The 24,912-nt window shown below is 63.9% G+C and carries 24 protein-coding genes; 16 read left to right on the forward strand and 8 right to left on the reverse strand.

Annotated features, from left to right (window positions below; all coding sequences use genetic code 11):
- Positions 1-5 precede the first annotated feature (5 nt).
- From AAHK20_RS11280 to AAHK20_RS11295, 4 genes are all read left to right on the forward strand, one after another.
- On the forward strand, positions 6-1,517 hold the full coding sequence (locus AAHK20_RS11280; RefSeq protein ID WP_449181530.1) for an NCS1 family nucleobase:cation symporter-1: 1,512 nt from the start codon (positions 6-8) through the stop codon (positions 1,515-1,517).
- 32 nt (positions 1,518-1,549) lie between these two features.
- Positions 1,550-3,001, forward strand: coding sequence for a dihydropyrimidinase (gene hydA, locus AAHK20_RS11285; RefSeq protein ID WP_449181531.1), 1,452 nt, complete (start codon positions 1,550-1,552; stop codon positions 2,999-3,001).
- Positions 3,002-3,119: 118 nt separating this feature from the next.
- Entirely contained in the window at positions 3,120-3,563 is a 444-nt protein-coding gene (locus AAHK20_RS11290) for a hypothetical protein (RefSeq protein WP_449181532.1), read from the forward strand.
- Positions 3,564-3,680: 117 nt separating this feature from the next.
- Positions 3,681-3,917, forward strand: coding sequence for a hypothetical protein (locus AAHK20_RS11295; protein ID WP_449181533.1), 237 nt, complete (start codon positions 3,681-3,683; stop codon positions 3,915-3,917).
- 40 nt (positions 3,918-3,957) lie between these two features.
- On the opposite strand, the gene AAHK20_RS11300 is transcribed toward AAHK20_RS11295, so the two are convergent.
- A complete protein-coding gene (locus AAHK20_RS11300) occupies positions 3,958-4,530 on the reverse strand; it encodes an isochorismatase family protein (RefSeq protein WP_449181534.1) in 573 nt (190 codons plus the stop codon).
- Positions 4,531-4,651: 121 nt separating this feature from the next.
- Between AAHK20_RS11300 and AAHK20_RS11305 the strand changes: the two genes are divergently transcribed.
- A complete protein-coding gene (locus AAHK20_RS11305; RefSeq protein WP_449181535.1) occupies positions 4,652-5,197 on the forward strand; it encodes a TetR/AcrR family transcriptional regulator in 546 nt (181 codons plus the stop codon).
- A gap of 4 nt (positions 5,198-5,201) precedes the next feature.
- On the opposite strand, the gene AAHK20_RS11310 is transcribed toward AAHK20_RS11305, so the two are convergent.
- Both AAHK20_RS11310 and AAHK20_RS11315 read right to left on the reverse strand, forming a co-directional pair.
- Positions 5,202-6,464, reverse strand: coding sequence for a DUF3443 domain-containing protein (locus AAHK20_RS11310; protein ID WP_449181536.1), 1,263 nt, complete (start codon positions 6,462-6,464; stop codon positions 5,202-5,204).
- Between the two features lie 11 nt (positions 6,465-6,475).
- Positions 6,476-6,967: a DUF2844 domain-containing protein gene (locus tag AAHK20_RS11315; protein ID WP_449181537.1), complete on the reverse strand. Its 492-nt coding sequence runs from the start codon at positions 6,965-6,967 to the stop codon at positions 6,476-6,478.
- A gap of 348 nt (positions 6,968-7,315) precedes the next feature.
- On the opposite strand from AAHK20_RS11315, the gene bamC reads away from it, so the two are divergent.
- The gene (gene bamC / locus AAHK20_RS11320; protein WP_449181538.1) at positions 7,316-8,557 is read left to right on the forward strand and encodes an NlpB/DapX family lipoprotein; all 1,242 of its coding nucleotides are present in this window, start codon (positions 7,316-7,318) and stop codon (positions 8,555-8,557) included.
- Between the two features lie 176 nt (positions 8,558-8,733).
- Here bamC and AAHK20_RS11325 read toward each other — a convergent pair whose 3' ends face one another.
- From AAHK20_RS11325 to AAHK20_RS11335, 3 genes are all read right to left on the reverse strand, one after another.
- The gene (locus tag AAHK20_RS11325; protein ID WP_449181539.1) at positions 8,734-8,991 is read right to left on the reverse strand and encodes a DNA-binding protein; all 258 of its coding nucleotides are present in this window, start codon (positions 8,989-8,991) and stop codon (positions 8,734-8,736) included.
- Between the two features lie 136 nt (positions 8,992-9,127).
- Complete coding sequence (locus AAHK20_RS11330; RefSeq protein ID WP_449181540.1) at positions 9,128-9,385, reverse strand: hypothetical protein; 258 nt, start codon at positions 9,383-9,385, stop codon at positions 9,128-9,130.
- Between the two features lie 302 nt (positions 9,386-9,687).
- Positions 9,688-10,365 carry a YdcF family protein gene (locus AAHK20_RS11335; RefSeq protein WP_449181649.1) on the reverse strand — a complete coding sequence of 226 codons (678 nt, stop codon included), beginning with the start codon at positions 10,363-10,365 and terminating at the stop codon, positions 9,688-9,690.
- 308 nt (positions 10,366-10,673) lie between these two features.
- On the opposite strand from AAHK20_RS11335, the gene AAHK20_RS11340 reads away from it, so the two are divergent.
- Positions 10,674-10,991: a hypothetical protein gene (locus tag AAHK20_RS11340; RefSeq protein WP_449181541.1), complete on the forward strand. Its 318-nt coding sequence runs from the start codon at positions 10,674-10,676 to the stop codon at positions 10,989-10,991.
- A 210-nt stretch (positions 10,992-11,201) separates the two neighbouring features.
- Here AAHK20_RS11340 and AAHK20_RS11345 read toward each other — a convergent pair whose 3' ends face one another.
- Positions 11,202-11,459 carry a hypothetical protein gene (locus AAHK20_RS11345; protein WP_449181542.1) on the reverse strand — a complete coding sequence of 86 codons (258 nt, stop codon included), beginning with the start codon at positions 11,457-11,459 and terminating at the stop codon, positions 11,202-11,204.
- A gap of 289 nt (positions 11,460-11,748) precedes the next feature.
- Positions 11,749-12,150: a transposase gene (locus tag AAHK20_RS11350; protein ID WP_449181543.1), complete on the reverse strand. Its 402-nt coding sequence runs from the start codon at positions 12,148-12,150 to the stop codon at positions 11,749-11,751.
- Between the two features lie 404 nt (positions 12,151-12,554).
- On the opposite strand from AAHK20_RS11350, the gene AAHK20_RS11355 reads away from it, so the two are divergent.
- The 9 genes from AAHK20_RS11355 (at position 12,555) to truB (ending at position 24,789) form a co-directional block, all read left to right on the forward strand.
- Positions 12,555-13,457 (forward strand): LysR family transcriptional regulator, encoded by a 903-nt coding sequence (locus AAHK20_RS11355; RefSeq protein WP_449181544.1) that lies wholly within the window; start codon positions 12,555-12,557, stop codon positions 13,455-13,457.
- A 105-nt stretch (positions 13,458-13,562) separates the two neighbouring features.
- The gene (locus AAHK20_RS11360) at positions 13,563-14,780 is read left to right on the forward strand and encodes a pyridoxal phosphate-dependent aminotransferase (protein ID WP_449181545.1); all 1,218 of its coding nucleotides are present in this window, start codon (positions 13,563-13,565) and stop codon (positions 14,778-14,780) included.
- Between the two features lie 240 nt (positions 14,781-15,020).
- A complete protein-coding gene (gene scpB / locus AAHK20_RS11365; RefSeq protein WP_449181546.1) occupies positions 15,021-16,076 on the forward strand; it encodes an SMC-Scp complex subunit ScpB in 1,056 nt (351 codons plus the stop codon).
- Between the two features lie 60 nt (positions 16,077-16,136).
- Complete coding sequence (rluB, locus tag AAHK20_RS11370) at positions 16,137-17,897, forward strand: 23S rRNA pseudouridine(2605) synthase RluB (protein WP_449181547.1); 1,761 nt, start codon at positions 16,137-16,139, stop codon at positions 17,895-17,897.
- A gap of 409 nt (positions 17,898-18,306) precedes the next feature.
- Positions 18,307-18,765 carry a ribosome maturation factor RimP gene (gene rimP, locus AAHK20_RS11375; protein ID WP_136898226.1) on the forward strand — a complete coding sequence of 153 codons (459 nt, stop codon included), beginning with the start codon at positions 18,307-18,309 and terminating at the stop codon, positions 18,763-18,765.
- Positions 18,762-20,237 carry a transcription termination factor NusA gene (nusA, locus tag AAHK20_RS11380; RefSeq protein ID WP_449181548.1) on the forward strand — a complete coding sequence of 492 codons (1,476 nt, stop codon included), beginning with the start codon at positions 18,762-18,764 and terminating at the stop codon, positions 20,235-20,237. Before rimP ends, nusA begins: the two co-directional genes overlap by 4 nt.
- A gap of 130 nt (positions 20,238-20,367) precedes the next feature.
- Entirely contained in the window at positions 20,368-23,274 is a 2,907-nt protein-coding gene (gene infB / locus AAHK20_RS11385; RefSeq protein WP_449181549.1) for a translation initiation factor IF-2, read from the forward strand.
- A 165-nt stretch (positions 23,275-23,439) separates the two neighbouring features.
- Positions 23,440-23,808 (forward strand): 30S ribosome-binding factor RbfA, encoded by a 369-nt coding sequence (gene rbfA / locus AAHK20_RS11390; RefSeq protein WP_449181550.1) that lies wholly within the window; start codon positions 23,440-23,442, stop codon positions 23,806-23,808.
- 48 nt (positions 23,809-23,856) lie between these two features.
- Complete coding sequence (gene truB / locus AAHK20_RS11395; protein WP_449181551.1) at positions 23,857-24,789, forward strand: tRNA pseudouridine(55) synthase TruB; 933 nt, start codon at positions 23,857-23,859, stop codon at positions 24,787-24,789.
- The last annotated feature ends 123 nt before the right edge of the window (positions 24,790-24,912 follow it).

Below are 24,912 nucleotides of genomic sequence, written 5' to 3' on the forward strand. Positions count from 1 at the left end.
CCTTAATGAATCAGTCCGCGGGAACCAGTGACACGCTGGTGCAGGCAGGGGTATCGGGCAGCACGCTTTACAACGACGATCTAGCGCCGACGGGCCAGGCGCAACGCACTTGGAAGTGGTATCACTTCGCCGCGCTGTGGGTCGGCATGGTGATGAACATCGCGTCGTACATGCTCGCCGCGGGCTTGACCGAGCAGGGCATGTCGCCGTGGCAGGCGGTGATGACCGTGCTGCTCGGCAACATGATCGTGCTCGTGCCGATGCTGCTGATCGGCCACGCGGGCGCGAAGCACGGCATTCCGTACGCGGTGCTCGTGCGTTCGTCGTTCGGCACGCAGGGGGCCAAGCTGCCTGCGTTGTTGCGCGCGATCGTCGCGTGCGGCTGGTATGGCATTCAGACGTGGCTCGGCGGCAGCGCGATCTATACGCTCTTGAACATCCTCACCGGCAACGCGCTGCAAGGCGCGCCGCTCGCCGTCATCGGCATTTCGGCGGGACAGGCCGCGTGTTTCCTGTTCTTCTGGGGCATTCAGATCTACTTCATCGTCAACGGCACGGATTCGATCCGCTGGCTCGAAAGCTGGTCCGCGCCGATCAAGGTCGTGATGTGCGTCGTGCTCGTCTGGTGGGCGACGTCGAAGGCGGGCGGCGTGGGCTCGATGCTCGCGACGCCGTCGCAGTTCGTCGAAGGCGGCAAGAAGGCGGGCCAGTTCTGGGCGACGTTCTGGCCGAGCTTGACGGCGATGGTCGGCTTCTGGGCGACGCTTGCGCTCAACATCCCCGACTTCACGCGCTTCGCGAAGACTCAGCGCGACCAGATGGTGGGCCAGGCGATCGGCTTGCCGCTGCCGATGGCGTTGCTGTCGGTGATTTCGGTCGTCGTGACATCGGCGACGGTGGTGATCTACGGCAAGGCGATCTGGGACCCGATCGACCTGACGAGCCGCATGACGGGCATCGGCGTCGGCATCGCGCTCATCATCCTCACGCTCGACACGATGTGCTGCAATCTGGCGGCGAACCTCGTCGGCCCCGCGTACGACTTTTCGAGCCTGTGGCCGAAGGGCATCTCGTACAAGACGGGCGGCCTCATCACCGCGACGATCGCAATCGTGATGATGCCGTGGAAGATCCTCGCGACGACGCAGGGCTACATCTTCACGTGGCTCGTCGGCTACTCGGCGCTGCTGGGGCCGGTGGCGGGAATCATGATGGTCGATTACTTCCTGGTGCGCGGCACGAAGCTCGATCACGCGGAGCTGTTCGACGAGAACGGCGAATACGCGTACACCGGCGGCTGGAATATCGCGGCGGTCGTTGCGCTCTTGATCGGCGTGCTGCCGAATCTGCCGGGCTTTTTGAACACCGCGTTTCCGGCTGCGTTTCCGAACGTGCCCGACGCGTTCAAGAGCCTCTACACCTATGCGTGGTTCGTGGGCCTCGTGCTCGCGGCGCTGGTCTACGGCGTGTGGATGAAGCTCGGCAAGAGCGCGAGTCCGCGCGTGGCGAGCGCCTGACCGAATGAGAATCAACTGAAGGAGACAGCAGCATGGCAATCCTGATACGCGGCGGCACGGTGATCGACGCCAACGAAACCTATCGAGCCGATGTGCTGTGCGACGACAGCGCGGCGGGCGGCACCATCGCGCAGATCGGCGCGAACCTCGACGCGCCGGCGGGCGCAACGGTGATCGATGCGGGTGGTCAGTACGTGATGCCGGGCGGCATCGATCCGCACACGCACATGGAGCTGCCCTTCATGGGCACGACCGCGAGCGACGACTTCTACACGGGCACGGCGGCGGGTCTTTCGGGCGGCACGACGAGCATCATCGACTTCGTGATTCCGAGCCCCAAGCAGCCTTTGATGAGCGCGTTCGAAGACTGGCGCGGCTGGGCCGAGAAAGCGGCGGCGGACTATGGCTTTCACGTGGCGGTGACGTGGTGGGACGAATCGGTGCATCGCGACATGGGCACGCTCGTGCACGAGCACGGCGTATCGAGCTTCAAACACTTCATGGCCTACAAGAACGCGATCATGGCCGACGACGAAGTGCTCGTGAACAGCTTCATGCGCTCGCTCGAACTCGGCGCGCTGCCGACGGTGCACGCCGAGAACGGCGAGCTCGTGTTCCGTCTGCAGCGGGAACTGCTCGCGCGTGGCTTCACCGGTCCTGAAGCACACCCGCTGTCGCGTCCGCCGGAAGTGGAGGGCGAGGCGGCCAATCGCGCGATACGCATCGCGCAGGTGCTGGGTGTGCCGGTGTACATCGTGCATGTCTCGACCAAGGACGCGCTCGACGCGATCACCCGCGCGCGCAGCGAAGGCCAGCGCGTGTTCGGCGAAGTGCTCGCGGGCCATCTCGTGATCGACGAGTCGGTGTATCGCGATACTGACTGGGGACGCGCCGCGGCCCACGTGATGAGCCCACCGTTTCGCACGCAGCAGCATCGCGACGCGCTATGGCACGGGCTGCAAGCGGGCAACTTGCACACCACGGCCACCGATCACTGTGTGTTCTGCGCCTCGCAGAAAGCGATGGGCCGCGACGACTTCACGAAGATTCCGAACGGCTGCGGCGGCGTCGAAGACCGTATGTCGGTGCTCTGGCACAACGGCGTGAACACGGGGCGCCTGACGCCGAACGAGTTCGTGCGCGTCACGTCGACGAATGCCGCGCAGATCTTCAACCTGTATCCAAGGAAAGGCGCGGTCGCGGTGGGCGCCGACGCCGATTTGGTCGTCTGGGACCCTGAGGCGTCGAAGACGATCTCGGTGAAGACGCATCACCAGAACGTCGATTTCAACGTGTTCGAAGGCATGACGGTCAAAGGCGTCGCGACGCATACGATTTCTCATGGTCACCTGGCCTGGGCGAATGGCGATCTGCGCGCGCAGCGCGGGGCCGGGCGCTATCTGAAGCGGCCGCCGAATCCCGCCTATTTCGAGGCGATGCGCGTCGCCAATCGGCTCAAGGAGGTGGAGCCGGTCGCGCGTTGAGTTTGATCCGCTGGTTGGGGCGGCCGTCGCTGTCGACCGGAGTTAGCGCTTCAGCACTTACTCCGGTCCCATGCAGAGCTAAGCTACAATGACCGCCGCCCTAAAAAACGGAACATCAATGAAGATTCGGATTTCGCTGCTCGCGTGCCTGAGCGTCGCGCCCGTCCTGATCACGGGCTGCGTGCTGTACAAGAACCCCAGCGCCTGCGAACAGCAAATGCGCAGCATGACCGCCGAGAAATTCCCGGACGGCAAGCTCTCCATCTCGCATGCAGGCGTAGCGATCAAGGGTTCGCGCGTGGTTGTCGAGGGAACGATCGTGAGTACGCCGGAGGCCGCTTCGGCGGCGCTGGCAGTGTCGGCGCCGGATGAGGCGTCGGCTGAGACGGCTTCTGCCGCTGCGCCAGCGTCGGCCGCCGTGGCATCCGCATCGGCGAAAAAACCGAAGAAGGTCAATACGCCGGCTGCCGCCGAATGTCTCTTCAAGGGCGAACAACTGGCGTCGTTCACCTGGCTCGCGCCATCCGCCTGGATGACGCCAGCCGATTCCGCCAGCCAATAAATCTGCGGACGCGCATCCTCGATGCGTGGTCCGCCGGACCGCCAGACCATTCCCTCACCGTCTCGCCGCCACAGTGCTACGATTTTCAGACAGCGACTGTGACGCACGGAGGCGGATATGGACGGATTCGTGAGGCATCAAATCGAAGGTGCGTCCGTTGACATCGAAGTGATTCCTACCGCGCCGCACGGATTTGCCGCGCGATTCAGGATTTTCTGCGACGCCACCGACGAGCCCGATTGGCACGCCGTCCATGTCACGAACGGCACCTTCGATACGCCTCAGGAAGCGGAGGAGGCGGCCAAGTCGGTCGCGCTCGTGCGCATCCTGTCGCATGGCGAACGCGGGCGCTGAATCGCGGCTGCCTCGGGTGTGCGGCGCGCTGGCCGTTTCGTTATCCCAACGCCGCCAATACGTCCGCCGTCGAGCGCACGCGCCCCATCCGCGGAAAGATGTGTTGCGTAACGAAACGGTGGGCGTCTTCCGCCATGCTCGTCATTGCGTCTTCGACGAATACCAACTCAAAACCCTGATCGAACGCGGTGCGTGCGGTCGACTCCACCCCGAAGTTTGTCGCAATCCCCCCCAGCATCACGGTCCGAATGCCGCGCCGGCACAGATGTTGTTCGAGATCGGTGCCATAGAACGCTCCCCATTGACGCTTGGTGACCAACACATCTGCCGGCTGGAAGCCCGCGTCGGCAACGAGTTCGGATGCGCTGGGCGGCGGCGGCGGAGCGTCGGGCGCACGCATGGGCGCATCGGCCGGCAAATGCAGCAGCTCATGCACGTTCACGCGCACATAGACGATGGTGCCGCCCTGCTCGCGCAGCTTCGCGGCGAGCGCGGCGCAGCGCTCGACGACTTGCGGGCCCGAATAGGGCGCAAGCGGGCGTCCCACGTTGCTGTGCTGCAGGTCGATCAAAACTAGGGCGGTGGTTTTCGGCTCAAACGAAATCGGGGTCATGTGATGCTCCTTAATCTGAGGGTGGCCTCACATTGAATTGTACGCCTAAAATGTGAGGATGACCTCAGATAACTCACAAACCCCGCGACGTGTGCCGCAGCGCGCGCATGGCGAACGCCGGGTGGCTTCGCTGCTCGAAGCCGCTGCGTCGGTGTTCGCCGAGCGCGGCTACGATGCCGCCACGATGACGGAAGTCGCCGAGCGCGCCGAAGTGTCGATCGGCGCCGTCTACCAGTATTTCCGGAACAAAGAGGCGCTCGCTTACGCGCTGCGCGTCCAGTACGGCAACGAGATGGACGCGAGCTGGAGCGCGCTCGAAACCGAGGGCGACGCGCTCGGCGTGCCCGAGCTCGTCGAGCGGATCTTCGATTTGCTGATCGAATTCATGACGGCGCGGCCGGCCTACATCCCCTTGCTGAGCGCGCCGATCGCCTATTCGCGCGACCCCGCCGCGCGCGACCGCTTGCGCGAGCGATTCGCGAAGGTGTTTCAGCGGCGCAAGCCGGAGTTGTCGGCCGAAGAGGCCAAGCGGATCGCCAACGTGACGCTGCAAGTTGTCAAGGGCCTGAACCCCCTTTACGCCGACGCGAAACCGCGCGAGCGGCGCGCGCTCGTTGCCGAGTTCAAGGCGGTCGTGACGGCGTATTTGAGCGCGCGCCTCGATTGAGGCGCTAGAACGCGTAGTACGGCCCAAGCCCGGCGGGGGTCGGCTGCCCTTGGATCGCGGTGAAGATGCGTCGTCCGTAGAAGAACGGCAATCCCCAGTCGAAGACGCCAACGGTCGGTCCGGCCAGGTTGCCGAGCGCCGCATTGCCGGTCGCGAACAGCGTGACCTTGTTCGCCACGGAGAATGGCGCTGACGTCGTGCCGCCGCCGGTGCCGCTGAACGTGGCGGAGAAGCGCTGTTCGGTCGAGGGGCAATACCAGCCGCCGCATTGCTGCAGCGACACGTTCGAGAAAAAGAGGCCGTTCGAGCCGGTATCGAAGAAGCTTTGCGGGAACGTCGTGCCGCCCACCGCGCTCGTGACGTAGATCGTGCCGGCATTCGGCTGGAGCACCGTCGCATTGCCGAGCGCATTGTTGCCTTGACTGCCGATGCCGAAGATCATCGAGCCGCTGACCGAGGCTGTGCCGAGGTCGGCGACGGCGGGCAAGTCGATGATGACGCCGTTGTTGTCGGTGTCGAATTGGCTGACCGGGTTGGCGACTTGTTGCGCAACCGGCTGCGCGCTCGCGGCGCACGCCCCGTTTGCCGGACACGAGTAGTACCAGCGGGGCAGCGCCGAGTTGGCGCAGCTCGCGCCGCAATCGGCGCCGAAGAGACCGACGCCCAGGATGCCGTTCGCGCGCAGGCTCGTGGCGTCCTGCATCGGCGCGCCTGTCTGCGCGCAATCGGACGCGACCGTCGGCGTCGACGCGTCGGCGATGACCTGGATCGGAATCGCGGCGGCGAGCTCGCTCGCGAGCCGGACATCGGCGCTGCGCACCGCGCCCCAGGTGTAGCCGCTGCCGAACACCGCGCATTCGGCGGCCGGAGCGCCGCTGCCGGACGGCACGGCGGGCAGCGCGAGGTTCGAGGTCAGCGCGGAAGCGAGAATCCGCAGACCGTACGAACCGGTATCGACCTGGATGTTGTCGATCGTCTGGCATTGCGACGTGTTCGGCACACACACGGTCACGCTGGTCATCAGCATGTTGGGCGTGCCGGTCGGCGTCGAGGCGACGACGATCGGCTGCACATTGGGCGTAGTCGACGGCGCAACGGTCGTGTCGGCCGGATTGGGCGTGTTGCCGCCCGTGTTCTGACTCGGCGACGACGCGCTCCCCGCGGAGGCGGCACTCCCGCCGCCGCCACCGCCGCCACCGCCGCATCCCGCCAGCGCGCCGCAGACGAGGAGGCCGAGCGCGAACCATCGTGTCGTTCTTGTGAGCATCGCATGCCTCCCTAGCGCAGATTTTCGATCGAGACGCCGGCGGGCAATGCGCCGGGCAGCCACGCCCGGCCGATATAGCTGCGCATTTGCCCGCCCGATTCGACGACGAAATCCCCTTGCTCGACGCGCCCCGCATGCCGGTTCAGCGAAGTCGAGGCGCCTGCTTGGAACGCGTCGAAGCGCGCGCCTAGCAGCTTGTGCAGGTCGGGCATCGTCGGGCCGTTCCAGGTGTAGGCGACGATCAGACCGCTCGCCGTCGCGTGTTCGCGGATCGTCGTGCCGCCGTCGTCGACGATCGTGGTGACGCTCAAAGCGCCTTCGGCGCCGGCGGATTGAGCGAGCCCGCGAGCGGCAGTGGCGCCGGCTGCGGGGTTCCCTGTGGCGGGCGTGCCGACGAGTGCCGTTCGCGTGCCGCCCAACTGGGCGTTTGCGTTGGCGCAAACGGTCATGGACAGGGCAAGCGCGGCTAGCCAAGCGGCGCGAGCGGGCGTGGCGCGTTTCATCAGGCTGTCCCCCTCGGTTTCTCGATATGTCTGATTTTTAAGATTGCCTTTGGACGTTAGCATCGACGGGGTTTCGCAGGACCCCTAAGCCTGAAGAGGGGATCGAGCAGTCTCGGGAAAATCGCGCGCGAATCGATTGAATGCCTTACGCAGCAAGGCTGAGACACGTCATGTGGGGGGCGGCGAGATGGTTAAGATGGTTGCCAAATGTTAAATCTCGCGGAAAGGCAGTCGACTGCCCAGTCCACCCGGGTAAGCCGCTTTTTGCACAGGGCAGCCAGGGACCGGTAAAATACGCGGTTGATCCACGGAAATATCGCCGTGGCGTAGCCGAAGGATTCCTAGAACATGACTGATCTTCGTTTTACCTCGCGGTTCGCAGCACTGCTGTTGGCTGGCGGCCTGGTCGCCGGTTGCAGTTCGCCGTCGCCTACCAAGGTCGACTACAAGAGCGATTCGAAGTCGAAACAAGTGTCGCTTGCCGTTCCGCCCAATATGCTCGAGGAAACGTCCGATCAGCGTTCGCTGCCTCCGCAGGGCGGCGCGACATCGCTTTCCAGCCTCGAACAGACACAACAGGCTGCGCCGAAGGCCGATACCGTGATTCCGGCTGTGGCCGGCATGCATATCCAGCGCGACGGCACCGAAAGCTGGCTCGTGGTCGACAGCCGGTCGCCGGACGACGTCTGGCCGCAGGTGCGTCGCTTCTGGCAGGAGCAAGGCTTCCTGCTCGTCGTCGATCAGCGCGACAAGCACGTGATGGAAACCGACTGGAACGAAACGCGTGCGTCGATCAACGAAGGTCTGATCCGCGATACGTTGTCGAAGGCGATGGGCAACTCGTATGTGGCGGCCGAGCGCAACAAGTACCGTACGCGCCTCGAATCCGCGCCGAACGGCGGCACCTACGTGTTCATCAGCCAGAAGGGCTTGCGCGAAGCGGTGACCGGGGTCAACAACGACCAGACCCAGTGGCAAGCTAAGCCTAACGATCCGGCGCTCGAAACCGAGTACCTGAAGCGGTTGATGGCGTCGCTCGCGCGGGCGAACTCGGGCGGCGACATGACTGTCGCGTCGGTGGATCAGCCCGCCAGCGGCACGACGATCGACGCGACGCCGCAAGTGGCTCAGAAGCCGGCGGCCGCGGGCGCGCAGACGGGCGTGGCGGCGATTGCCGCGCAAAACGTTGCGCAAGCGGCGAAGACTCCGGCGCCGGCCGATACGTCGGCTGCCCCAAGCGGCCAATATACGTCGACGGAACTCACGCTCAGCGAGCCGTATGACCGCGCATGGCTGCGTGTCGGCCTCGCGCTCGATCGCAGCAATTTCACCGTCGACGATCGCGATCCCAACCGTGGGCTGTACTTCATTCGCTATGTCGATCCGAACGACAAGAGTTCGGACGAGCAGGGCTTCTGGAGCCAGGTCTTCCACGGCCGGAAGGAAAAGGAAGCGAAGCAATATCTCGTCAACGTTCGTGCGGTAACGCCGAATCAGACGCGCGTGGCGGTGCTTGACGCCAAGGGCGAGGTCGATACGTCCCGTCCGGCGAAGGAAATCATGGCGCTAGTGATCGATCAGCTGCGCTGATCCTGCTCTAGCGCGCTGAATCCAGCGTTCGACGCAAGCCCGCCTCGGTAACGAGGCGGGCTTTTTTCATTGGCGGAGGTGGGCGCCCGACCAACCCGTACCAAAGAAAAACGGCGCCCTCACATCGAGGGCGCCGTTTGCGTCTTAGCGTATCGAACCAGTGCTGCAGGCGGCGCTCAATGCGCGGCTTGCGGGACGTCCAGAATCAGAATGATGGTCCAGTCGGCATCGCCTTCATGGTGATATTGCCGTTCCGCGACGATGAACGGCTGTTGTTTGCCCGCCGGTCCGAGAAACAGCACATCGCCTTCCATCGGCAGACACTCGACCGGCGGCAATGCGAGATACGCCTCCTGCGAGCCGCGCGGCATCAGTTTTTCAATCTTGCGGGATGCGGCTTCGGTCCATTCGATATCCAACTGGATGTTGCTCATTCTGTCCTCCGCACCAGGGTGCGCACGGGTTGGGAAAGTTCGGTGCGCGACTGTAGCATACCGGCGCGCGGCGGCCGCAAACAAAAAGAGCCGAAGCCGGAATAACCGGCTTCGGCTCTTTGCCTCGCGCGCGAAGTTACTCGCTGGCGCCTTTGGCCGGCGCTGCGCTTTCCTTCTTCGCCATCGGCTTCTTGTGATGATGCATAGGCTTGTGCTTCATCTCTTCGTGGGCGGGCATGGCTTCCTGCTGCGACTGCAGGGCTTGAGCGCGCTGCTCGATATCCGCAGCCTTTGCCGGGTCCGTGCTTTCCGTGATGCCGTTGTCGGTTTGCGCATACGCAGCGCCTGCTAACGCCGACAAAGAAACCAAAATAGCCAGGGATACTTTCTTCATGAATACCTCCGTGCGGGGTGGTTAGTTGGTAATGGACGCAGATGTATGGCCTGTCCGGCTGGACACTGCATTCTAGCGACCTATCGGCATTTCACCAGATGCTGTATGAGAAAAGTGACGGATCGTTACATTTGGTTACAAGTGCGTCGGGGCTCGAAAAGGCGCGCCTCGGAAGCGGGGTGAGCACGTTACGGGCCTGACTGCGGCGCGGTCGGTGTGCGCGGGACGCCGCGTCGAAAAAACATGGACTCCGAATCAAATGCCGATGTTGCATGTTTGTGTTTTGCGAAGGTCTGCTCGCATCAAAACCATCCGATCGCGCGATACACGTGGAATTGCGCAATCCCGATCAATTCGTGCAGCGCAATTTCGGTGTTGACCAAATTGCTGTAGCGGGGCAGCACGCCGCGCTGGATTTGCCGAGCGTTCGATACGATCGGTTGCGGCGACAGCCCGAACCGCTCGAAATCGAGCAGTGCACGCGGCATCTGATACGCCGATGTCACGAGCATCAAAGAATCGTAACGTTCGCCGCGTAGCATGTGAGCGACATTGCGTGCGTTTTGGTAAGTATTGAGGCTGGTGTTTTCGAGCAACACGTCGGCTTCCGCGACATGAAGGCGCAACAAATACGGCGCGTAATTATTGGCTTCGCTTGCTTCATGCCGCTGCGGATTGCCGCCGCTAACGATGACTTTGCAAACCGCTTCGCGGCGTTTGCATTCGGTGTAGAGCTGCGCTGCCTTGGCGATGCGCAGCATGGCGTCGTACTTGGGAACGAGGCGGCCTTGGTCGTCGTGCTCGGTCCCGTCGCCTAGCACGATGAATGCGGTGCGCGGTGCAAAGGCCGGCTCGACCGCGCGCGAATCGTCAGGTTGCGCCCAGTCGAGCAGGGGTGCTGCGAGCCAGCCTGTCGCAATGAGCCAAAACGTCGCGATGCACGCGATTGCCACGACAAGCCGCGCACGGCGCCATAGCAGGAAAACCGCGAAAAAAAGCGCGAATAAAGTGAATAAGATCAATTGACTTGGGGTAACGTATCAGTTTCGAGACAATTCATGGAGCTGTCATCACGTCGATTTAAGGCGTATCGCGGCGGCATGAAAAGAGCGCTCCATGGGCGTTCGAACGGGGGCTCGAAATTATAGGTGGTACTTTGGAATGGCGGTCGCGCCGTACTTGCCGGGCTCGTGATCCCCGGTTCGTCCGACGTAGCCGGGCATCTTCGGCCGCGCGGCATTGCGCCGTGTGAAGCCGTGTCATGGCGGCACTTTAAGAAAGAATCGAGATGACCACGTATTCCAACGAAGCGGTACTCGAAGCGCTCAGGCGAGTGCAATATCGGCAGGTTCCATGGGCCAAGCGGCCAAGCGTCTTCCAATATCTACGCAGTCTCGGCTTGATGGATACCGTCCGTCAACGCACGGTCGCTCCCGCACCTGGTTTCCATGCACCGGTCGACATCGCTGTTCTGACCGACAAAGGCCGTGCTGAATTTGCGCGTCTTGCGCGCGATGAGCGGGCCCTGAGTTGGGAATCGCAGCGCACGCATGACTACGCGCTGGACGAAACTCACGCTGTGGCTGCATTGGAAGCGCGCTCGTAGCACAAATTCGGCCTGCCCCTGAGAGGTCGTTGCACCAGCAACCGATTTTATTGGGGCAGCGCGCATTGACGCCGGTCAATGCGTCGTCCGAAAAAAAAGCCCGTATCACGAAGATACGGGCTACCGGATATTTGCTGCTGCCACGCTGTGCTCATGGCAATTACTCCGACTTCGACTATGCCGGGTGGTTCCCGATATTTTCGCGACGCGTCACGGTTGCCGATGGTTTTCGCTTGCTCGGGCGGGTTCGACGTGCGAGCGGGCGTTGTTGGCGATGTCGCCGCGCAAATCGCCGCGCGGCACCGGCGGGGTGATTGGATGTCCGCGCGGATCGTCTGGCGGCGGGGACTGAATCGCGGCGCCGCCGTTCGACTGGCGGTTCCAGTCGCGAGGGACGTGCTGCGCGTGGGCGGCAACAGTAGCCAGCGAAACCACGACACCGCACAGAAGCAGTGACATAGATTTCATGGGTGGCTCCCGTTGCGTGCAAAGCAGTCAAACCGCGCGATGCGGCTCGTACGCACACTCATAAAGTAAGCGCGTAAGCGAAAGCGTGTTGTAAATAATGGTAAAGAGATGTTTCGCCAAACGCTGAAGGTTTGACGCGTGCGCTGCCTGCGCGGAGTGGCGGCGGTGCTTTCGCGATAAGGGTGGCGGGCGGGGTGCCGGTGCGTTGGAGCGCGAATGCCGCGGTGTTTGTTCGCGGCCGTGTTCAGATGCGAACCGGGCGCCCTTGGGCGCCCGGCTGCAATTCGATTTAAGCCATCTTGACTGGCGCGCGCCAGGATTCCGGGTTGGTCCAGAATGCGCCGCGCAGACGGTCGCGGCTCGGCGGCGCCGGCGTCTTCACGGCGGTTGCGCCAATGCGTCCGCGCAGCGAAATCTGACGGCCGCTCGTGCCAAGACGTTTCACGATCTCGGCAAGCGTACCGTCGGCTTGCCATTCGTCGAAACGGCGCCGGCAGGTCGGCGGCGACGGATAGCGGCCCGGCAGCTTCGACCAGCCTTCACCCGTCGACAATACCCAAAGCACCGCATTCACGACTGCTCGGGCTTCCACACGCGGGCGACCGCGACGCTCGCTGCGTGCAGGCTCCGCGCAGAACAACGCCTCGACCAGCGCCCACTCGTTATCTCTCAAATCGTCGAACAGCATCATGTCCTCACCTCAGCGAAGCTAACTCCGGTGCGCTGCCCCGCGCCGCGCACTCTAGACGCACCCACAACCGGGTGCCAGGGGCCGGGACAGACCGCAAACGGCCGATCAATCATCGAACCGCAGGCGGCGCCGGCCGGTGCGCCCATCAATGCACGAAGCGTGCCATCTGCTTTGCGACTGCCTCCAAGGCGCTTTGCAGAAGGCCACACGGAAGTCAGCTAGGGGCGTATAAGACGCCAAAACGACCATCCAGAAAATAAGGGCTATCACCAATCTTGTGCAGGTGGCCCGCCAGACGTGCGTCTGCGCCCGATTGTTGCGCCGCAAGAAACGACAATCGACGCTCCAATCCAGCGGGTTGGCAATAGAATCGCATCGACGGGGCACATTGATGAGGCGGGCAAATGAATGTCACCTTGCGGCAGTTGCGCGTATTTATCGAGGTCGCGCGCCAAGAAAGCTTCAGCCGTGCGGGCGATGAAATCGGGCTCACGCAATCCGCCGTGAGCCGCTGCGTGCGGGAGCTGGAAAGCGAAATCGGCCTCAAGCTGATCGACCGCACGACGCGTGAAGTGCAATTGACCGATGTCGGCACGAACCTGATTGCGAGCGTGTCGCGTCTGTTGAGCGACCTCGACGAGGCGCTGCGTGAAATTCGCGAGATCGGCGAGCAGCGGCGTGGCAGGGTGGTGGTCGCGGCGAGCCCGACGGTCGCGTGCCGCGTGATGCCGCAAATCATCGCGGCGTGCGGCAAGCAGTTTCCGTTCGTCACGCTCGGCCTGCGCGACGACGTGCAGAGCGACGTGGTGCGCAAGGTCAAGTCGGGCGAGGTCGATTTTGGGGTCATTATCGGGCCGCACGGCGCGGAGGATCTGATCAGCGAACCGGTGATGATCGATTCGTTCTGCTTCGTCGCCCGGGCCGATCATCCGCTTGCCGCGCGCGCCGAGGTCTCTTGGCGCGCGCTCGATGGGTTGCGGCTCGTGTTGCTCGATCACGCGTCGGGCAGCCGGCCGTTGATCGACGCCGTGCTCGCCGAGCATCACGTGAGCGCGCAGATCGTGCAGGAGCTCGGGCTCACGGCGACCGTGTTCGGGCTCGTCGAGGCGGGAGTCGGCGCGAGCGTGCTGCCCTGGCTCGCGCTGCCGGTGCCGGCTGAGACGTCGCTCGTCGCGCGGCCGCTCGTGCCGCGCGCGGAGCGCACCGTCGAGCTCGTGCGTCGCCGCGACCGATCGCTCTCGCCCGCTGCCGAGGCAGTGTGGGGCCTGATCCGTCAGCTTCCCGGGCGGGCGGAGGATCTCGGCTAGGCCGCGCCTGGCCTATTGAACGTCCACCGGGCTAATACTTGCATGTGTTCAGTGCGCGCTGCACTTTCGGTTTTCCCATCCCCATTCTCCGCACCCGAACGTCCCATGAGCGAACCTGACCCGTCCCGCCAAGGCGCGCCCAACGCGCGCGATGCCGTGCGCGCGCTGCGCCCTTCTCAGATCCGCGAGGTCGCGAACGCCGGTTTCGGCGTGGCCGATGTGCTGCCTTTCTGGTTCGGCGAATCGGATCGGGTTACGCCCAAGTTCATCCGCGATGCGGCCAGCGAGGCGCTCGCGGCCGGCGCCACCTTCTATACGCACAACCTTGGCATCGCACCGTTGCGCGAGGCGCTTGCCGGCTATGTGAGTGCGCTGCATGGTCAGACGTCGCCCGATCAGGTCGCGGTCACTAGCGCCGGGGTGAACGCGTTGATGTTGGCCGCGCAATTGGTCGTCGGCGCCGGTGACCGCGTGGTCGCCGTGACGCCGCTGTGGCCGAATCTCGTCGAGATTCCGAAGATCCTCGGCGCGAGCGTTCAAACCGTGTCGCTCGAGTATGGCCCGCGCGGCTGGAAGCTCGACCTCGACCGCCTGCTCGCGGCATTGACGCCCGATACGCGGCTTTTGATGCTGAACTCGCCGAACAATCCGACCGGCTGGGTGATGACGCGCGACGACCAGCAGGCAGTGCTCGAGCACTGCCGCCGCCATGGCATCTGGATCGTCGCGGACGAGGTCTACGAGCGGCTTTACTACGGCAATGGCGACGCGCATGCCGATGACGCCGGCGCACCGCGCAGCGCGCCGTCGTTCCTCGATCTAGCCGCGCGCGACGAGCGCGTGATTTGCGTTAATTCGTTCTCGAAGGCGTGGCTGATGACCGGCTGGCGGCTCGGCTGGATCGTGGCGCCCAGCGCGCTGATGGGCGATCTGTCCAAGCTCGTCGAATACAACACGTCGTGCGCGCCGGCGTTCGTGCAGCAGGCGGGCGTCGTGGCCGTGCGAGAGGGCGAGCGCTTCGCTCAGGAGCTGGCCGCGAGCCTGCGTGCGTCGCGTGACCATCTGGTGAGCGCGCTCGCGCAGATTCCGGGCGTCGACGTGAAAGCGCCACCCGGCGCGATGTACCTGTTTTTTGCGCTGCCGGGCGCGGAGCGCAGTCTCGATCTTTGCAAGGCGCTCGTGCGCGACGTCGGCCTGGGATTGGCCCCCGGCAGTGCGTTCGGGCCGGAAGGCGAGGGCTTCGTGCGCTGGTGCTATGCATGCGATCCGGTGCGGCTGGATCTCGGCGTCGAGCGGCTCTCCCGCTTCCTCGCGGGGAGGTGAACCGCTGGCGCCGTTCTTTACGCACCGAATATTTTTGCGTAAGATGGCGTTCAGTCACGCGGTTCCTTCTCGGAATTTCGCTGCTCCGTCCGGCTGGGTTTGGCTTGATAGCGGTACGATTCGCCACCCCCCCGGTCCGTGCTCCCATCAATATGACCGATCAAAATCGGGCGAGCGCGTCTTCAGTTCCATATCGTCTGTTTGATCCGGTTCAGTGACCACAGGGTCTGGCCTAGCTGCATGAATACCCAAGAGGCGAAGATCGTCCTCGAGACTGCTTTGATTTGCGCGCAGGAGCCGCTGAAAATCGGCGATATGCGCAAGCTCTTTGCCGACGCCGTGTCGGCAGACACCGTTCGCACGTTGCTCGAAGATCTGAAGCAGGATTGGTCGGGGCGCGGTGTCGAGCTTGTCGGACTGGCGTCCGGCTGGCGCTTTCAAAGCAAGCCTGCGATGCGTTCCTATCTGGATCGCCTGCATCCCGAGAAGCCGCCGAAATATTCGCGCGCGGTGCTCGAGACGCTTGCGATCGTGGCATACCGGCAGCCGGTGACGCGCGGCGATATCGAAGAAATTCGGGGCGTCACGGTTAATACGCAAGTCGTGAAGCAGCTTGAGGACCGCAACTGGATCGAAGTGATCGGGCACCGCGATGTGCCGGGCCGTCCGGCGCTTTACGCGACGACCAAGCAGTTTCTCGACGATCTCGGCTTGAAGGCGCTCGACGAGTTGCCCGCACTGGATGATCCGGCGGCCGGCGATCCGGCGGCAGCGATCGAAGAGAATCTGCTCGCACAGCACGCGATCGAGTTTCCCGACGGTGAGGCAAGCGCGCCCGCGGCGGCCGACGGCGAAGCTGACGTGGCTGCTCATGGCGATGGGGCCGGCGAGCCGGCTGTCGAGGCCGAGCCAGTGGCACACGATTTACCCGAGACAGAAACGAACGCCGCCGTACCTGGCGAGCGTGATGAAACCAACGTCGAGCGCGAACCGCTCGACGCAGAAGCAAACGTTGAACTGCAAGCCGAAAGCGCCGCAGCGCGCGTCGAGCCGCAGGCAGACGACACAAATCGAGCGATCGCCGAGCACGGCTCCGCCGATCGCGGCCCGGCCGATGGCAGCCCCGCCGATTTAGCAGGACCGACTCATGACTCGAGCGCGTTCCACGAAACGGAACACGCCATCGAGCCGAACCCGACGCGTGTGACGCATGACGACGATCCAGAAGATCGGCGTGACGCCGCGCAGGACGCAAGCGAATTCACCGACGACGAAGCCGCGTCGCGCAGCGCTTGACGTAACCGAACACCAGCCGCGCCCGCAATGGGCGCGCGCGACCTGACACTTGAGGTTGTTTTGACTAATACCAACGACACTGATTCGTCCGAATCCGCGCATGCTGTCGAGGCCGCGCGCCGCGATGACGCACAAGAGCACCAAGCGTCGTCCGGCGAGATCGAGCGCGCAGCGCCCGGCTCGGAAGCGGGCGACGAAGAAAGGCCGCGCCGCGGTTTGCGCCGCGGTCCGCGCAGCCTGATCGCGCGCCGCCGCGCGGCAGCAAAGACGAAGGGCTCGGAAAATGCGCCCACCCAACCTGCAGGCGCCGTAACCGAAGCGCCCCCGGACGGCGAGGTCGTCGCCCAGGTGCGCGCGCCGCGCAAGGAAGCGGGCGCAAAAGGCCCACGCAAGCAAGCCACTGGCGCCAAGCGCGAAGGCGGCCGCCAAACCAAGCGTGCGGACGCCCCGGCGGCCGACGCGGGCGCCGCCACTCAGGACGACCTGTTCTCCTACGTGACGTCGCCGGCTTTCGATGCCGACAACAGCAGCACCGGCGGCGTGCGCGCACCGATGCTGCGCCGCGGCCGCCAGGCGCCGCAAAAGCGCGTCCTGGAGCCGGATGACGACGCGCCGAAACTGCACAAGGTGCTTGCCGAAGCGGGCATGGGATCGCGCCGCGAGATGGAAGAGCTGATCGTCGCCGGCCGCGTGTCGGTGAACGGCGAGCCGGCGCACATCGGCCAGCGCATCATGCCGACCGACCAGGTCCGCATCAACGGCAAGCCGGTCAAACGCAAGCTGCAGTCGAAGCCGCCGCGCGTCTTGCTGTACCACAAGCCCACGGGTGAGATTGTCAGCCACGCTGACCCGGAAGGGCGCCCGTCGGTGTTTGACAAGCTCCCGCCAATGAAGACGGCCAAGTGGCTGGCGGTCGGACGCCTCGACTTCAACACCGAAGGTCTGTTGATGTTGACGACTTCGGGCGATCTCGCGAACCGCTTCATGCATCCGCGCTATAGCGTGGAGCGCGAATACGCGGTGCGCGTGGTCGGCGAGCTGACCGAAGGCTCGCGGCAAAAGCTCTTGCACGGCGTCGAGCTCGAAGACGGCCCGGCAAACTTCCTGCGGATTCGAGATGGCGGTGGCGAGGGCACGAATCACTGGTATCACGTTGCGCTCGCCGAAGGGCGCAATCGTGAAGTGCGCCGCATGTTCGAGGCGGTCGGCCTGATGGTGAGCCGTCTGATCCGTACGCGTCACGGCCCGATCATGCTGCCGCGCGGCTTGAAGCGTGGCCGCTGGGAGGAGCTCGAGGACAATCAGGTGCGCAGCCTGATGGCATCGGTGGGGCTGAAGGCGCCTACCGAAGAGAAAGGCGGCCGCAATGCGACGACTGAGCGCCGTCAACCGGATCCGATGCAGACGTCGATGGGATTCATCAGCCGCGAGCCGGTGCTGACCGCTCACGGCCGCTTCGACCAGCCCCAGCGAGGCGGCGGCCGGCGCGGCGGCGGGTTCGGCGGCGGGCAGGGCGGCTTCGGCGGTGGCAGTGGCGGCGGCGCGGGTGCCGGCGGTTACGGCAATCGCGGTGGCGCAAGCCGCGGCCAGAACGCGGGCGGCGGCCGGCGTGACGTCGACGGCAACCGTGCGCCGACCGGGGCGGGCAAACGCGCAGCGGGCGGCAGCGCCAACGCCAACGGCAATCGCGGGCAGGGCGGCAGCCGCGGCCCGAACGGCAACCGGGCGGGCGGCGGTGCGAACGCCGGCGGCGCGGGCGGTACCGGCGGCAATCGCGGCGGCCAGCGTCCGACATCGCGCAATCGTTCGCGCGGGCGGTAAGCGGTAATTTCGACGCGGGGCCGTCGCTGTGTCGGCCCGTGCGTTGCCCGTGCGAAAGCGCGCTTTTCCGGTGAAACATGCTGCGAAATCAAGCGATAAGCGCGCTCGACAGCGGCAACTAGTTTGCGTTCGTACCGAAAAATGCTACAATCGCGAAGTCGCTGGGCGTGCGGCATTTGGCTTGGTCACTGCGGTTTGTCACTGACTTGGCAGCAATAGGGTGGCATCAACGTGCAGCTCAGGTGCGACCACCGGTAACAAAAAGATGGGCGTGAAGCCCATTTTTTTTTGCTGGTACGGTTCGGCATCTTGAGTTGGCACACACCAATTCCGTGCGCCGGCTTGGCGCGCGGCCCGAAGGTGTAACGCAAACGGGCGACGGCTGTGCGCGTACACCTTAGAGGGCACTGTGCAACTGACGGAACTGATAGAAACCACGGTCTTAGGCCTTGGCTACGAGCTGGTCGATCTCGAACGCACTGGGCGCGGCATGCTCTGCGTCTACATTGACCAGCCGTCCGGCATCGCGATCGAAGACTGCGAAAAAGTTACGCGTCAGCTCCAGCACGTTCTGACAGTCGAAAACATCGATTACGAGCGACTCGAAGTATCGTCGCCGGGACTCGATCGTCCGCTGAAGAAACTCGCGGACTTCGAACGCTTCGCTGGCAGCGAGGCAGTCATTACATTGAAGAAGCCGTTGGACGGGCGCAAATCGTACCGGGGCATTCTGCATGCGCCGAACGGCGAAACGATCGGTTTGGAATTTGAAGGGAAGGAAGGCGCCGCGATGCTCGATTTCACGCTCGCGGATATCGATAAGGCGCGCCTCGTCCCGCACGTTGACTTTAGGAGCCGCAAACAATGAGTCGCGAAGTGTTGATGCTGGTGGATGCGCTGGCACGCGAAAAGAACGTCAATAAAGATGTGGTGTTCGCTGCGCTCGAAGCGGCTCTCGCTTCGGCCACCAAAAAGCTCTTCGAAGAAGACGTAGATATTCGCGTCCATATCGACCGGGAAAGCGGCGAGCATGAAACGTATCGCCGTTGGCGCGTCGTGCCGGACGAAGCGGGTCTGCAGGAGCCGGATCAGGAAATCCTCCTGTTCGAAGCACGCGAGCAGCAACCGGAAGCACAAATCGACGATTTCATCGAAGATCCAGTGCCGTCGATCGAATTCGGCCGCATCGGCGCGCAGGCCGCCAAGCAGGTGATCTTGCAGAAAGTGCGCGATGCAGAGCGCGAGCAGATCCTGAACGACTTCCTCGAGCGCGGCGAAAAGATCATGACCGGCACGGTCAAGCGCCTCGACAAGGGCAACTTCGTCGTCGAATCGGGCCGCGTCGAAGCGCTCTTGCGCCGCGACCAGCTGATTCCGAAAGAAAACCTGCGCGTGGGCGACCGCGTGCGCGCTTATATCGGGAAGGTCGATCGCACCGCGCGCGGTCCGCAGATCGAGCTGTCGCGCACGGCGCCCGAGTTCCTGATGAAGCTGTTCGAAATGGAAGTGCCCGAGATCGAGCAGGGCCTCCTCGAAATCAAGGCAGCGGCGCGCGATCCTGGCGTGCGCGCGAAGATCGGGGTCATCGCCTATGACAAGCGCATCGATCCGATCGGCACGTGCGTCGGCATCCGCGGCTCGCGCGTGCAGGCGGTGCGTAATGAGCTCGGTGGCGAAAACGTCGACATCGTGCTATGGTCGGAGGATCCCGCCCAGTTCGTTATCGGCGCGCTCGCGCCGGCAGCCGTCCAGTCGATCGTCGTCGATGAAGAAAAGCATTCGATGGACGTCGTCGTCGACGAAAACGAGCTGGCGGTCGCGATCGGCCGCAGCGGCCAGAACGTGCGTCTTGCCAGCGAACTCACCGGCTGGCAGATCAACATCATGACGCCGGACGAGTCCGCGCAGAAGCAGAATCAGGAGCGCGGCGAGCTGCGCGACCTGTTCATGGCGCGTCTCGACGTCGACGAAGAAGTCGCCGACATCCTGATCGACGAAGGCTTCACGAGTCTCGAAGAGATCGCCTACGTGCCGCTCAACGAGATGCTCGAAATCGAAGCATTCGACGAAGACACCGTTCACGAACTGCGCAATCGCGCGCGCGATGCCTTGCTGACGATGGCGATCGCGAACGAGGAAAAGGTCGAAAACGTCGCGCTCGATTTGAAGAGCCTGGACGGCATGGATGCCGACCTGCTCGCGAAGCTGGCCGAACACCAGATCCAGACGCGCGACGACCTCGCCGAGCTGGCGGTCGACGAGCTGGTCGAGATGACGGGAATGGACGAGGAAGCAGCGAAGACGCTGATCATGAAAGCACGCGAACACTGGTTCCAATGAAGATCTTGGAACAGCCCGGCCTTTTCTTTTCTTGAGAGAAACGACCATGGCGCACTGATTTGACGCGGCCGGCTGGCCGCATGACCCGATGCTAACCGCAAGGAACTGGTCCTTGCACTAAGAGGAATGAATGGCGAGTAACAACGTAGCCCAATTTGCCGCGGAACTCAAAATGCCTGCTGGCGTGCTGCTCGAGCAGCTCCAGGCGGCTGGCGTACAGAAAGCGAGCGAAGACGATGCCCTGTCCGAAACCGACAAGGCGCGTCTGCTCGACCACTTGCGCAAGTCGCACGGCTCGACCGACGCGGACAAGCGCAAGATCACGCTGACCAAGCGGCATACGTCGGAGATCAAGCAATCCGACGCGACGGGCAAAGCTCGCACCATTCAAGTCGAGGTGCGCAAGAAGCGCGTGTTCGTCAAGCGTGACGAAACCGCGGAACAAGGCGTGGAAGCATCGAATCATGCAGCCGAGGCCGAAGAGGCCGAACTTCAGCGCCGCGAGGAAGAAGCGCGCCGCGAGGCCGAGCTGCTTGAGAAGCAGGCGCAGGAGCTGAAGGAGCGTCAAGAGCGTCTCGCGCAGGAAGAATCCGAGCGTCAAGCTCGCGAGCAAGCGGCTGAAGCCGAGCGTCGCCGTCAGGAAGAAGAGTCCGCGAAGAAGCGCGCAGCGGCGGTTGCCGAGGCGGCCGCGCGCGAGCAGGCCGAGGCAGCGGCGGAACGCTCCTCCGGCGAGGACGAAGAGCGCGCGGCAGCAGAACGCGCGGCACAACGCGAAGCGGCGAAGAAGGCCGAAGACGCGGCTCGCGTCGCAGCCGAAAAGGCGCGCGCCGAGCAGGAAGAAATCAGCAAGCGCCGTGCCGCGGCGGAAGCCGAAGCGCGTGCGATTCGCGAGATGATGAACACGCCGCGCAAGGCGCAGGTCAAGGCGCCTGAACCCGCACCGGCTGCCAAGGCCGCGGAAGCGCCGGCGGCTGCGAAGGCTGCGGAAGCCAAGGGCACGCTGCACAAGCCGGCGCGTCCGGCAGGTGAGGGTGCCGCGCGTCCGGCCAAGAAGGCCGCGCCGGCGGCCGCACCGGCTGCAACGCCATCGTCGGCTCCGGCGGCTGGCGACAAGAAGAAGCCGGGCGCAGGCAAGGGCGGCTGGCAGGACGACGCTGCAAAGCGCCGTGGCATCAAGACGCGCGGTGATTCGAGCGGCGGCGTCGATCGCGGTTGGCGCGGCGGTCCGAAGGGGCGCGGCAAGCATCAGGAAGCGACGTCGTTCCAGGCTCCGACCGAACCGATCGTGCGCGAAGTGCACGTGCCGGAAACGGTCACGGTTGCCGATCTGGCGCACAAGATGTCGGTCAAGGCTTCAGAAGTCATCAAGGTGATGATGAAGCTGGGCCAGATGGTCACGATCAACCAGGTGCTCGACCAGGAAACGGCGATGATCGTCGTCGAAGAGCTGGGGCACCATGCCGTCGCGGCGAAGCTCGACGATCCGGAAGCGCTGCTCGTCGAAGGCGAAGTGACCGACGCGGAGCAACTGCCGCGTCCGCCGGTCGTTACGGTGATGGGCCACGTCGACCACGGCAAGACCTCGCTGCTCGACTACATCCGCCGCGCGAAGGTTGCCGCGGGCGAAGCGGGCGGCATTACGCAGCACATTGGCGCCTATCACGTCGAGACGCCGCGCGGCGTCATCACGTTCCTCGATACGCCGGGTCACGAGGCGTTCACGGCAATGCGTGCGCGTGGTGCGAAGGCGACCGACATCGTGATTCTCGTGGTCGCGGCCGACGACGGCGTGATGCCGCAGACGAAGGAAGCGATCGCCCACGCGAAGGCGGGTGGCGTGCCGATCGTCGTCGCGATCAACAAGATCGATAAGCCGGAAGCGAACCCCGAGCGCGTGAAGCAGGAGCTCGTCACCGAAGGCGTCGTGCCGGAAGAATACGGCGGCGAATCGCCGTTCGTGCCAGTGTCGGCGAAAACGGGTTCGGGCATCGACGATCTGCTCGAAAACGTATTGTTGCAAGCCGAAGTGCTGGAACTGACGGCACCGGTCGAAGCAGCAGCCAAGGGCATCGTGATCGAAGCGAAGCTCGACAAGGGCAAGGGCCCGGTCGCGACGATCCTCGTGCAGTCGGGCACGCTCTCGCGCGGCGACGTCGTGCTCGCCGGCAGTGCATACGGCCGCGTGCGCGCGATGCTCGACGAAACCGGCAAGCCGACGAAGGCGGCAGGCCCGTCGATTCCGGTCGAAATTCAAGGTCTGTCGGAAGTGCCGGCAGCGGGCGAAGAAGTCATCGTGTTGCCGGACGAGCGCAAGGCGCGCGAAATCGCGCTGTTCCGTCAAGGCAAGTTCCGCGACGTCAAACTCGCGAAGCAGCAGGCCGCGAAGCTCGAAAGCATGCTCGAGCAGATGGGCGAAGGCGAAGTGCAGACCTTGCCGCTCATCGTCAAGGCCGACGTGCAGGGCTCGCAGGAAGCACTGGTGCAATCGCTGCTCAAGCTGTCGACGGACGAGGTGCGCGTGCAGGTCGTGCATGGCGCGGTCGGCGGCATCAGCGAAAACGACGTCAACCTGGCCACGGCTTCGAAGGCGGTCATCATCGGCTTCAACACCCGTGCCGATGCGCAGGCTCGCAAGCTCGCGGAAGCGAATGGCGTCGATATCCGCTACTACAACATCATCTACGACGCAGTGGATGAGGTGAAGGCGGCGATGTCGGGCATGCTGGCGCCGGAAAAGCGCGAAGTCGTGACCGGCATGGTCGAGGTTCGCCAGGTCTTCAAGGTGCCGAAGGTTGGCAGCGTGGCGGGCTGTATGGTGACGGATGGCGTCGTGAAGCGTTCGTCGTCGGTGCGCGTGCTGCGCAACAACGTCGTGATCCATACCGGCGAGCTCGATTCTCTCAAGCGCTTCAAGGACGACGTCAAGGAAGTGCGCCAAGGCTTTGAGTGCGGTATGTCGATCAAGAACTTCAACGATATCGTCGAAGGCGATCAGTTCGAGGTGTTCGAAGTCACGGAAGTCGCGCGTACGCTGTAAGCACCGGCGCGAAGGCTCGAAGGGCGGAGCGGGCGCTGGCCCGCTCCGCCTTTTTTGTCAGTGCGCGCCGGGCCGCCCCAAGCGCACTGACCGCCCCCACGGGGGGCAGCGAACGCAGTGAGCATGGGGGCTGTTCATTTTTCAGTACCGAATCACGGAATCATCATGCCGAAAAAACGCAGTACCCCGAACCGGAACGTCCAGATCGCCGATCAGATTCAGCGCGATCTGTCCGAACTCATCATGCGCGAGGTCAAAGACCCGCGTATCGGTCTCGTCACGATCCAGAGCGTCGAGCTGACGCCCGACTACGCACATGCGAAGGTGTACTTCACGACGCTGACCGGCGACGCGCAGGAGACGCAGGTCGCGCTCAACCACGCGGCTGGCCATTTGCACAACCTGCTGTTCAAGCGCCTGCACATCCATACGGTGCCGACGCTGCACTTCCACTACGACAAGACGATCGAGAAGGCCGTCGAAATGTCGCGCCTCATCGACGAAGCGAACGCGACGCGCGCGAAAGACGACTGATTTCGCGCGCCGCGTGATTCGCCATCGTTCCATCGTCTTGCCTCTTACATGACTCAGACCCAACGCCCCCGCGTGCCGCGCCGCGCGCTCGACGGCGTATTGCTGCTCGACAAACCGGTTGGCCTGTCGAGCAATGATGCGCTGATGCGCGCCAAGCGCCTCTATACGGCGAAGAAGGCCGGCCATACCGGCACGCTCGATCCGCTCGCATCGGGCCTCTTGCCGTTGTGCTTCGGCGAAGCGACCAAGTTCTCGCAAGATTTGCTCGACGCGGACAAGACCTACGAGGCGACGATGCGCCTCGGCATTCGCACGGCGACGGGCGATGCCGAAGGCGAAGCGATCGAGACGCGCGACGTCACTTGCGATCTCGCCGCGATCAACTCGGTGTTGGCGCGCTTTCGCGGCGATATCGTCCAGGTGCCGCCGATGTATTCGGCGCTCAAGCGCGACGGCAAACCGCTCTACGAATACGCGCGCGCGGGGCAGACCGTCGAGCGGGAAGGGCGCAATGTGACGATCCACGCGCTCGAATTGCTCGCGTGTGAGCTTCCCGATGTGACGTTTCGCGTAACGTGCAGCAAGGGCACCTATGTGCGCACGCTCGCGGAGGATATGGGCGAGGCGCTCGGCTGCGGCGCGCATCTGGTTGCGCTGCGCCGTACGGGTGTCGGCTCGCTGACGCTCGAGCACTCGGTGACGCTCGACGCGCTTTCAGATGCCGAGCAAGGCGAGCGCGATGCGTGGCTGCAGCCGGTTGATGCGTTGCTATCGACGTTTCCGTCAGTCGAGCTCGATGCCGAGGCGACGCGGCGATTCCTGCACGGCCAGCGTTTGCGTCTCGCGGAATTGCCGGCGATCGATGCTGTGCAAGGTACCAGAGTGCGGGTCTATGACGACGGCGGCAAGCTGTTGGGTGTAGCGAAAGCGGCAGACGGCGTGCTGGCACCCGAACGTCTTGTCGTGACTGCCGCAGCATGATTAGAGCGCGATTTCAGGCGCCCGATCAAATCTGACGAGCATTGGTTCTCGCTCTTCGGCTTAATGGAACGAAGGGCGGCGAATAAGAATAGTCCGATAGTGGCTCGTCCTTTGACATGTTTG

The organism is Trinickia camelliae (assembly GCF_053525655.1).

Coding starts and splice junctions, on each gene's coding strand:
- AAHK20_RS11290 (WP_449181532.1), top strand. CDS start 3,120: ATGAAGATTCGGATTTCGCTGCTCGCGTGCCTGAGCGTCGCGCCCGTC.
- truB (WP_449181551.1), top strand. CDS start 23,857: ATGACTCAGACCCAACGCCCCCGCGTGCCGCGCCGCGCGCTCGACGGC.
- AAHK20_RS11330 (WP_449181540.1), bottom strand. CDS start 9,385: ATGAAGAAAGTATCCCTGGCTATTTTGGTTTCTTTGTCGGCGTTAGCA.
- nusA (WP_449181548.1), top strand. CDS start 18,762: ATGAGTCGCGAAGTGTTGATGCTGGTGGATGCGCTGGCACGCGAAAAG.
- infB (WP_449181549.1), top strand. CDS start 20,368: ATGGCGAGTAACAACGTAGCCCAATTTGCCGCGGAACTCAAAATGCCT.
- hydA (WP_449181531.1), top strand. CDS start 1,550: ATGGCAATCCTGATACGCGGCGGCACGGTGATCGACGCCAACGAAACC.
- AAHK20_RS11295 (WP_449181533.1), top strand. CDS start 3,681: ATGGACGGATTCGTGAGGCATCAAATCGAAGGTGCGTCCGTTGACATC.
- AAHK20_RS11315 (WP_449181537.1), bottom strand. CDS start 6,967: ATGAAACGCGCCACGCCCGCTCGCGCCGCTTGGCTAGCCGCGCTTGCC.
- scpB (WP_449181546.1), top strand. CDS start 15,021: ATGAATACCCAAGAGGCGAAGATCGTCCTCGAGACTGCTTTGATTTGC.
- AAHK20_RS11360 (WP_449181545.1), top strand. CDS start 13,563: ATGAGCGAACCTGACCCGTCCCGCCAAGGCGCGCCCAACGCGCGCGAT.
- AAHK20_RS11310 (WP_449181536.1), bottom strand. CDS start 6,464: ATGCTCACAAGAACGACACGATGGTTCGCGCTCGGCCTCCTCGTCTGC.
- AAHK20_RS11325 (WP_449181539.1), bottom strand. CDS start 8,991: ATGAGCAACATCCAGTTGGATATCGAATGGACCGAAGCCGCATCCCGC.
- AAHK20_RS11350 (WP_449181543.1), bottom strand. CDS start 12,150: ATGATGCTGTTCGACGATTTGAGAGATAACGAGTGGGCGCTGGTCGAG.
- AAHK20_RS11355 (WP_449181544.1), top strand. CDS start 12,555: ATGAATGTCACCTTGCGGCAGTTGCGCGTATTTATCGAGGTCGCGCGC.
- bamC (WP_449181538.1), top strand. CDS start 7,316: ATGACTGATCTTCGTTTTACCTCGCGGTTCGCAGCACTGCTGTTGGCT.
- AAHK20_RS11345 (WP_449181542.1), bottom strand. CDS start 11,459: ATGAAATCTATGTCACTGCTTCTGTGCGGTGTCGTGGTTTCGCTGGCT.
- AAHK20_RS11340 (WP_449181541.1), top strand. CDS start 10,674: ATGACCACGTATTCCAACGAAGCGGTACTCGAAGCGCTCAGGCGAGTG.
- AAHK20_RS11280 (WP_449181530.1), top strand. CDS start 6: ATGAATCAGTCCGCGGGAACCAGTGACACGCTGGTGCAGGCAGGGGTA.
- AAHK20_RS11300 (WP_449181534.1), bottom strand. CDS start 4,530: ATGACCCCGATTTCGTTTGAGCCGAAAACCACCGCCCTAGTTTTGATC.
- rbfA (WP_449181550.1), top strand. CDS start 23,440: ATGCCGAAAAAACGCAGTACCCCGAACCGGAACGTCCAGATCGCCGAT.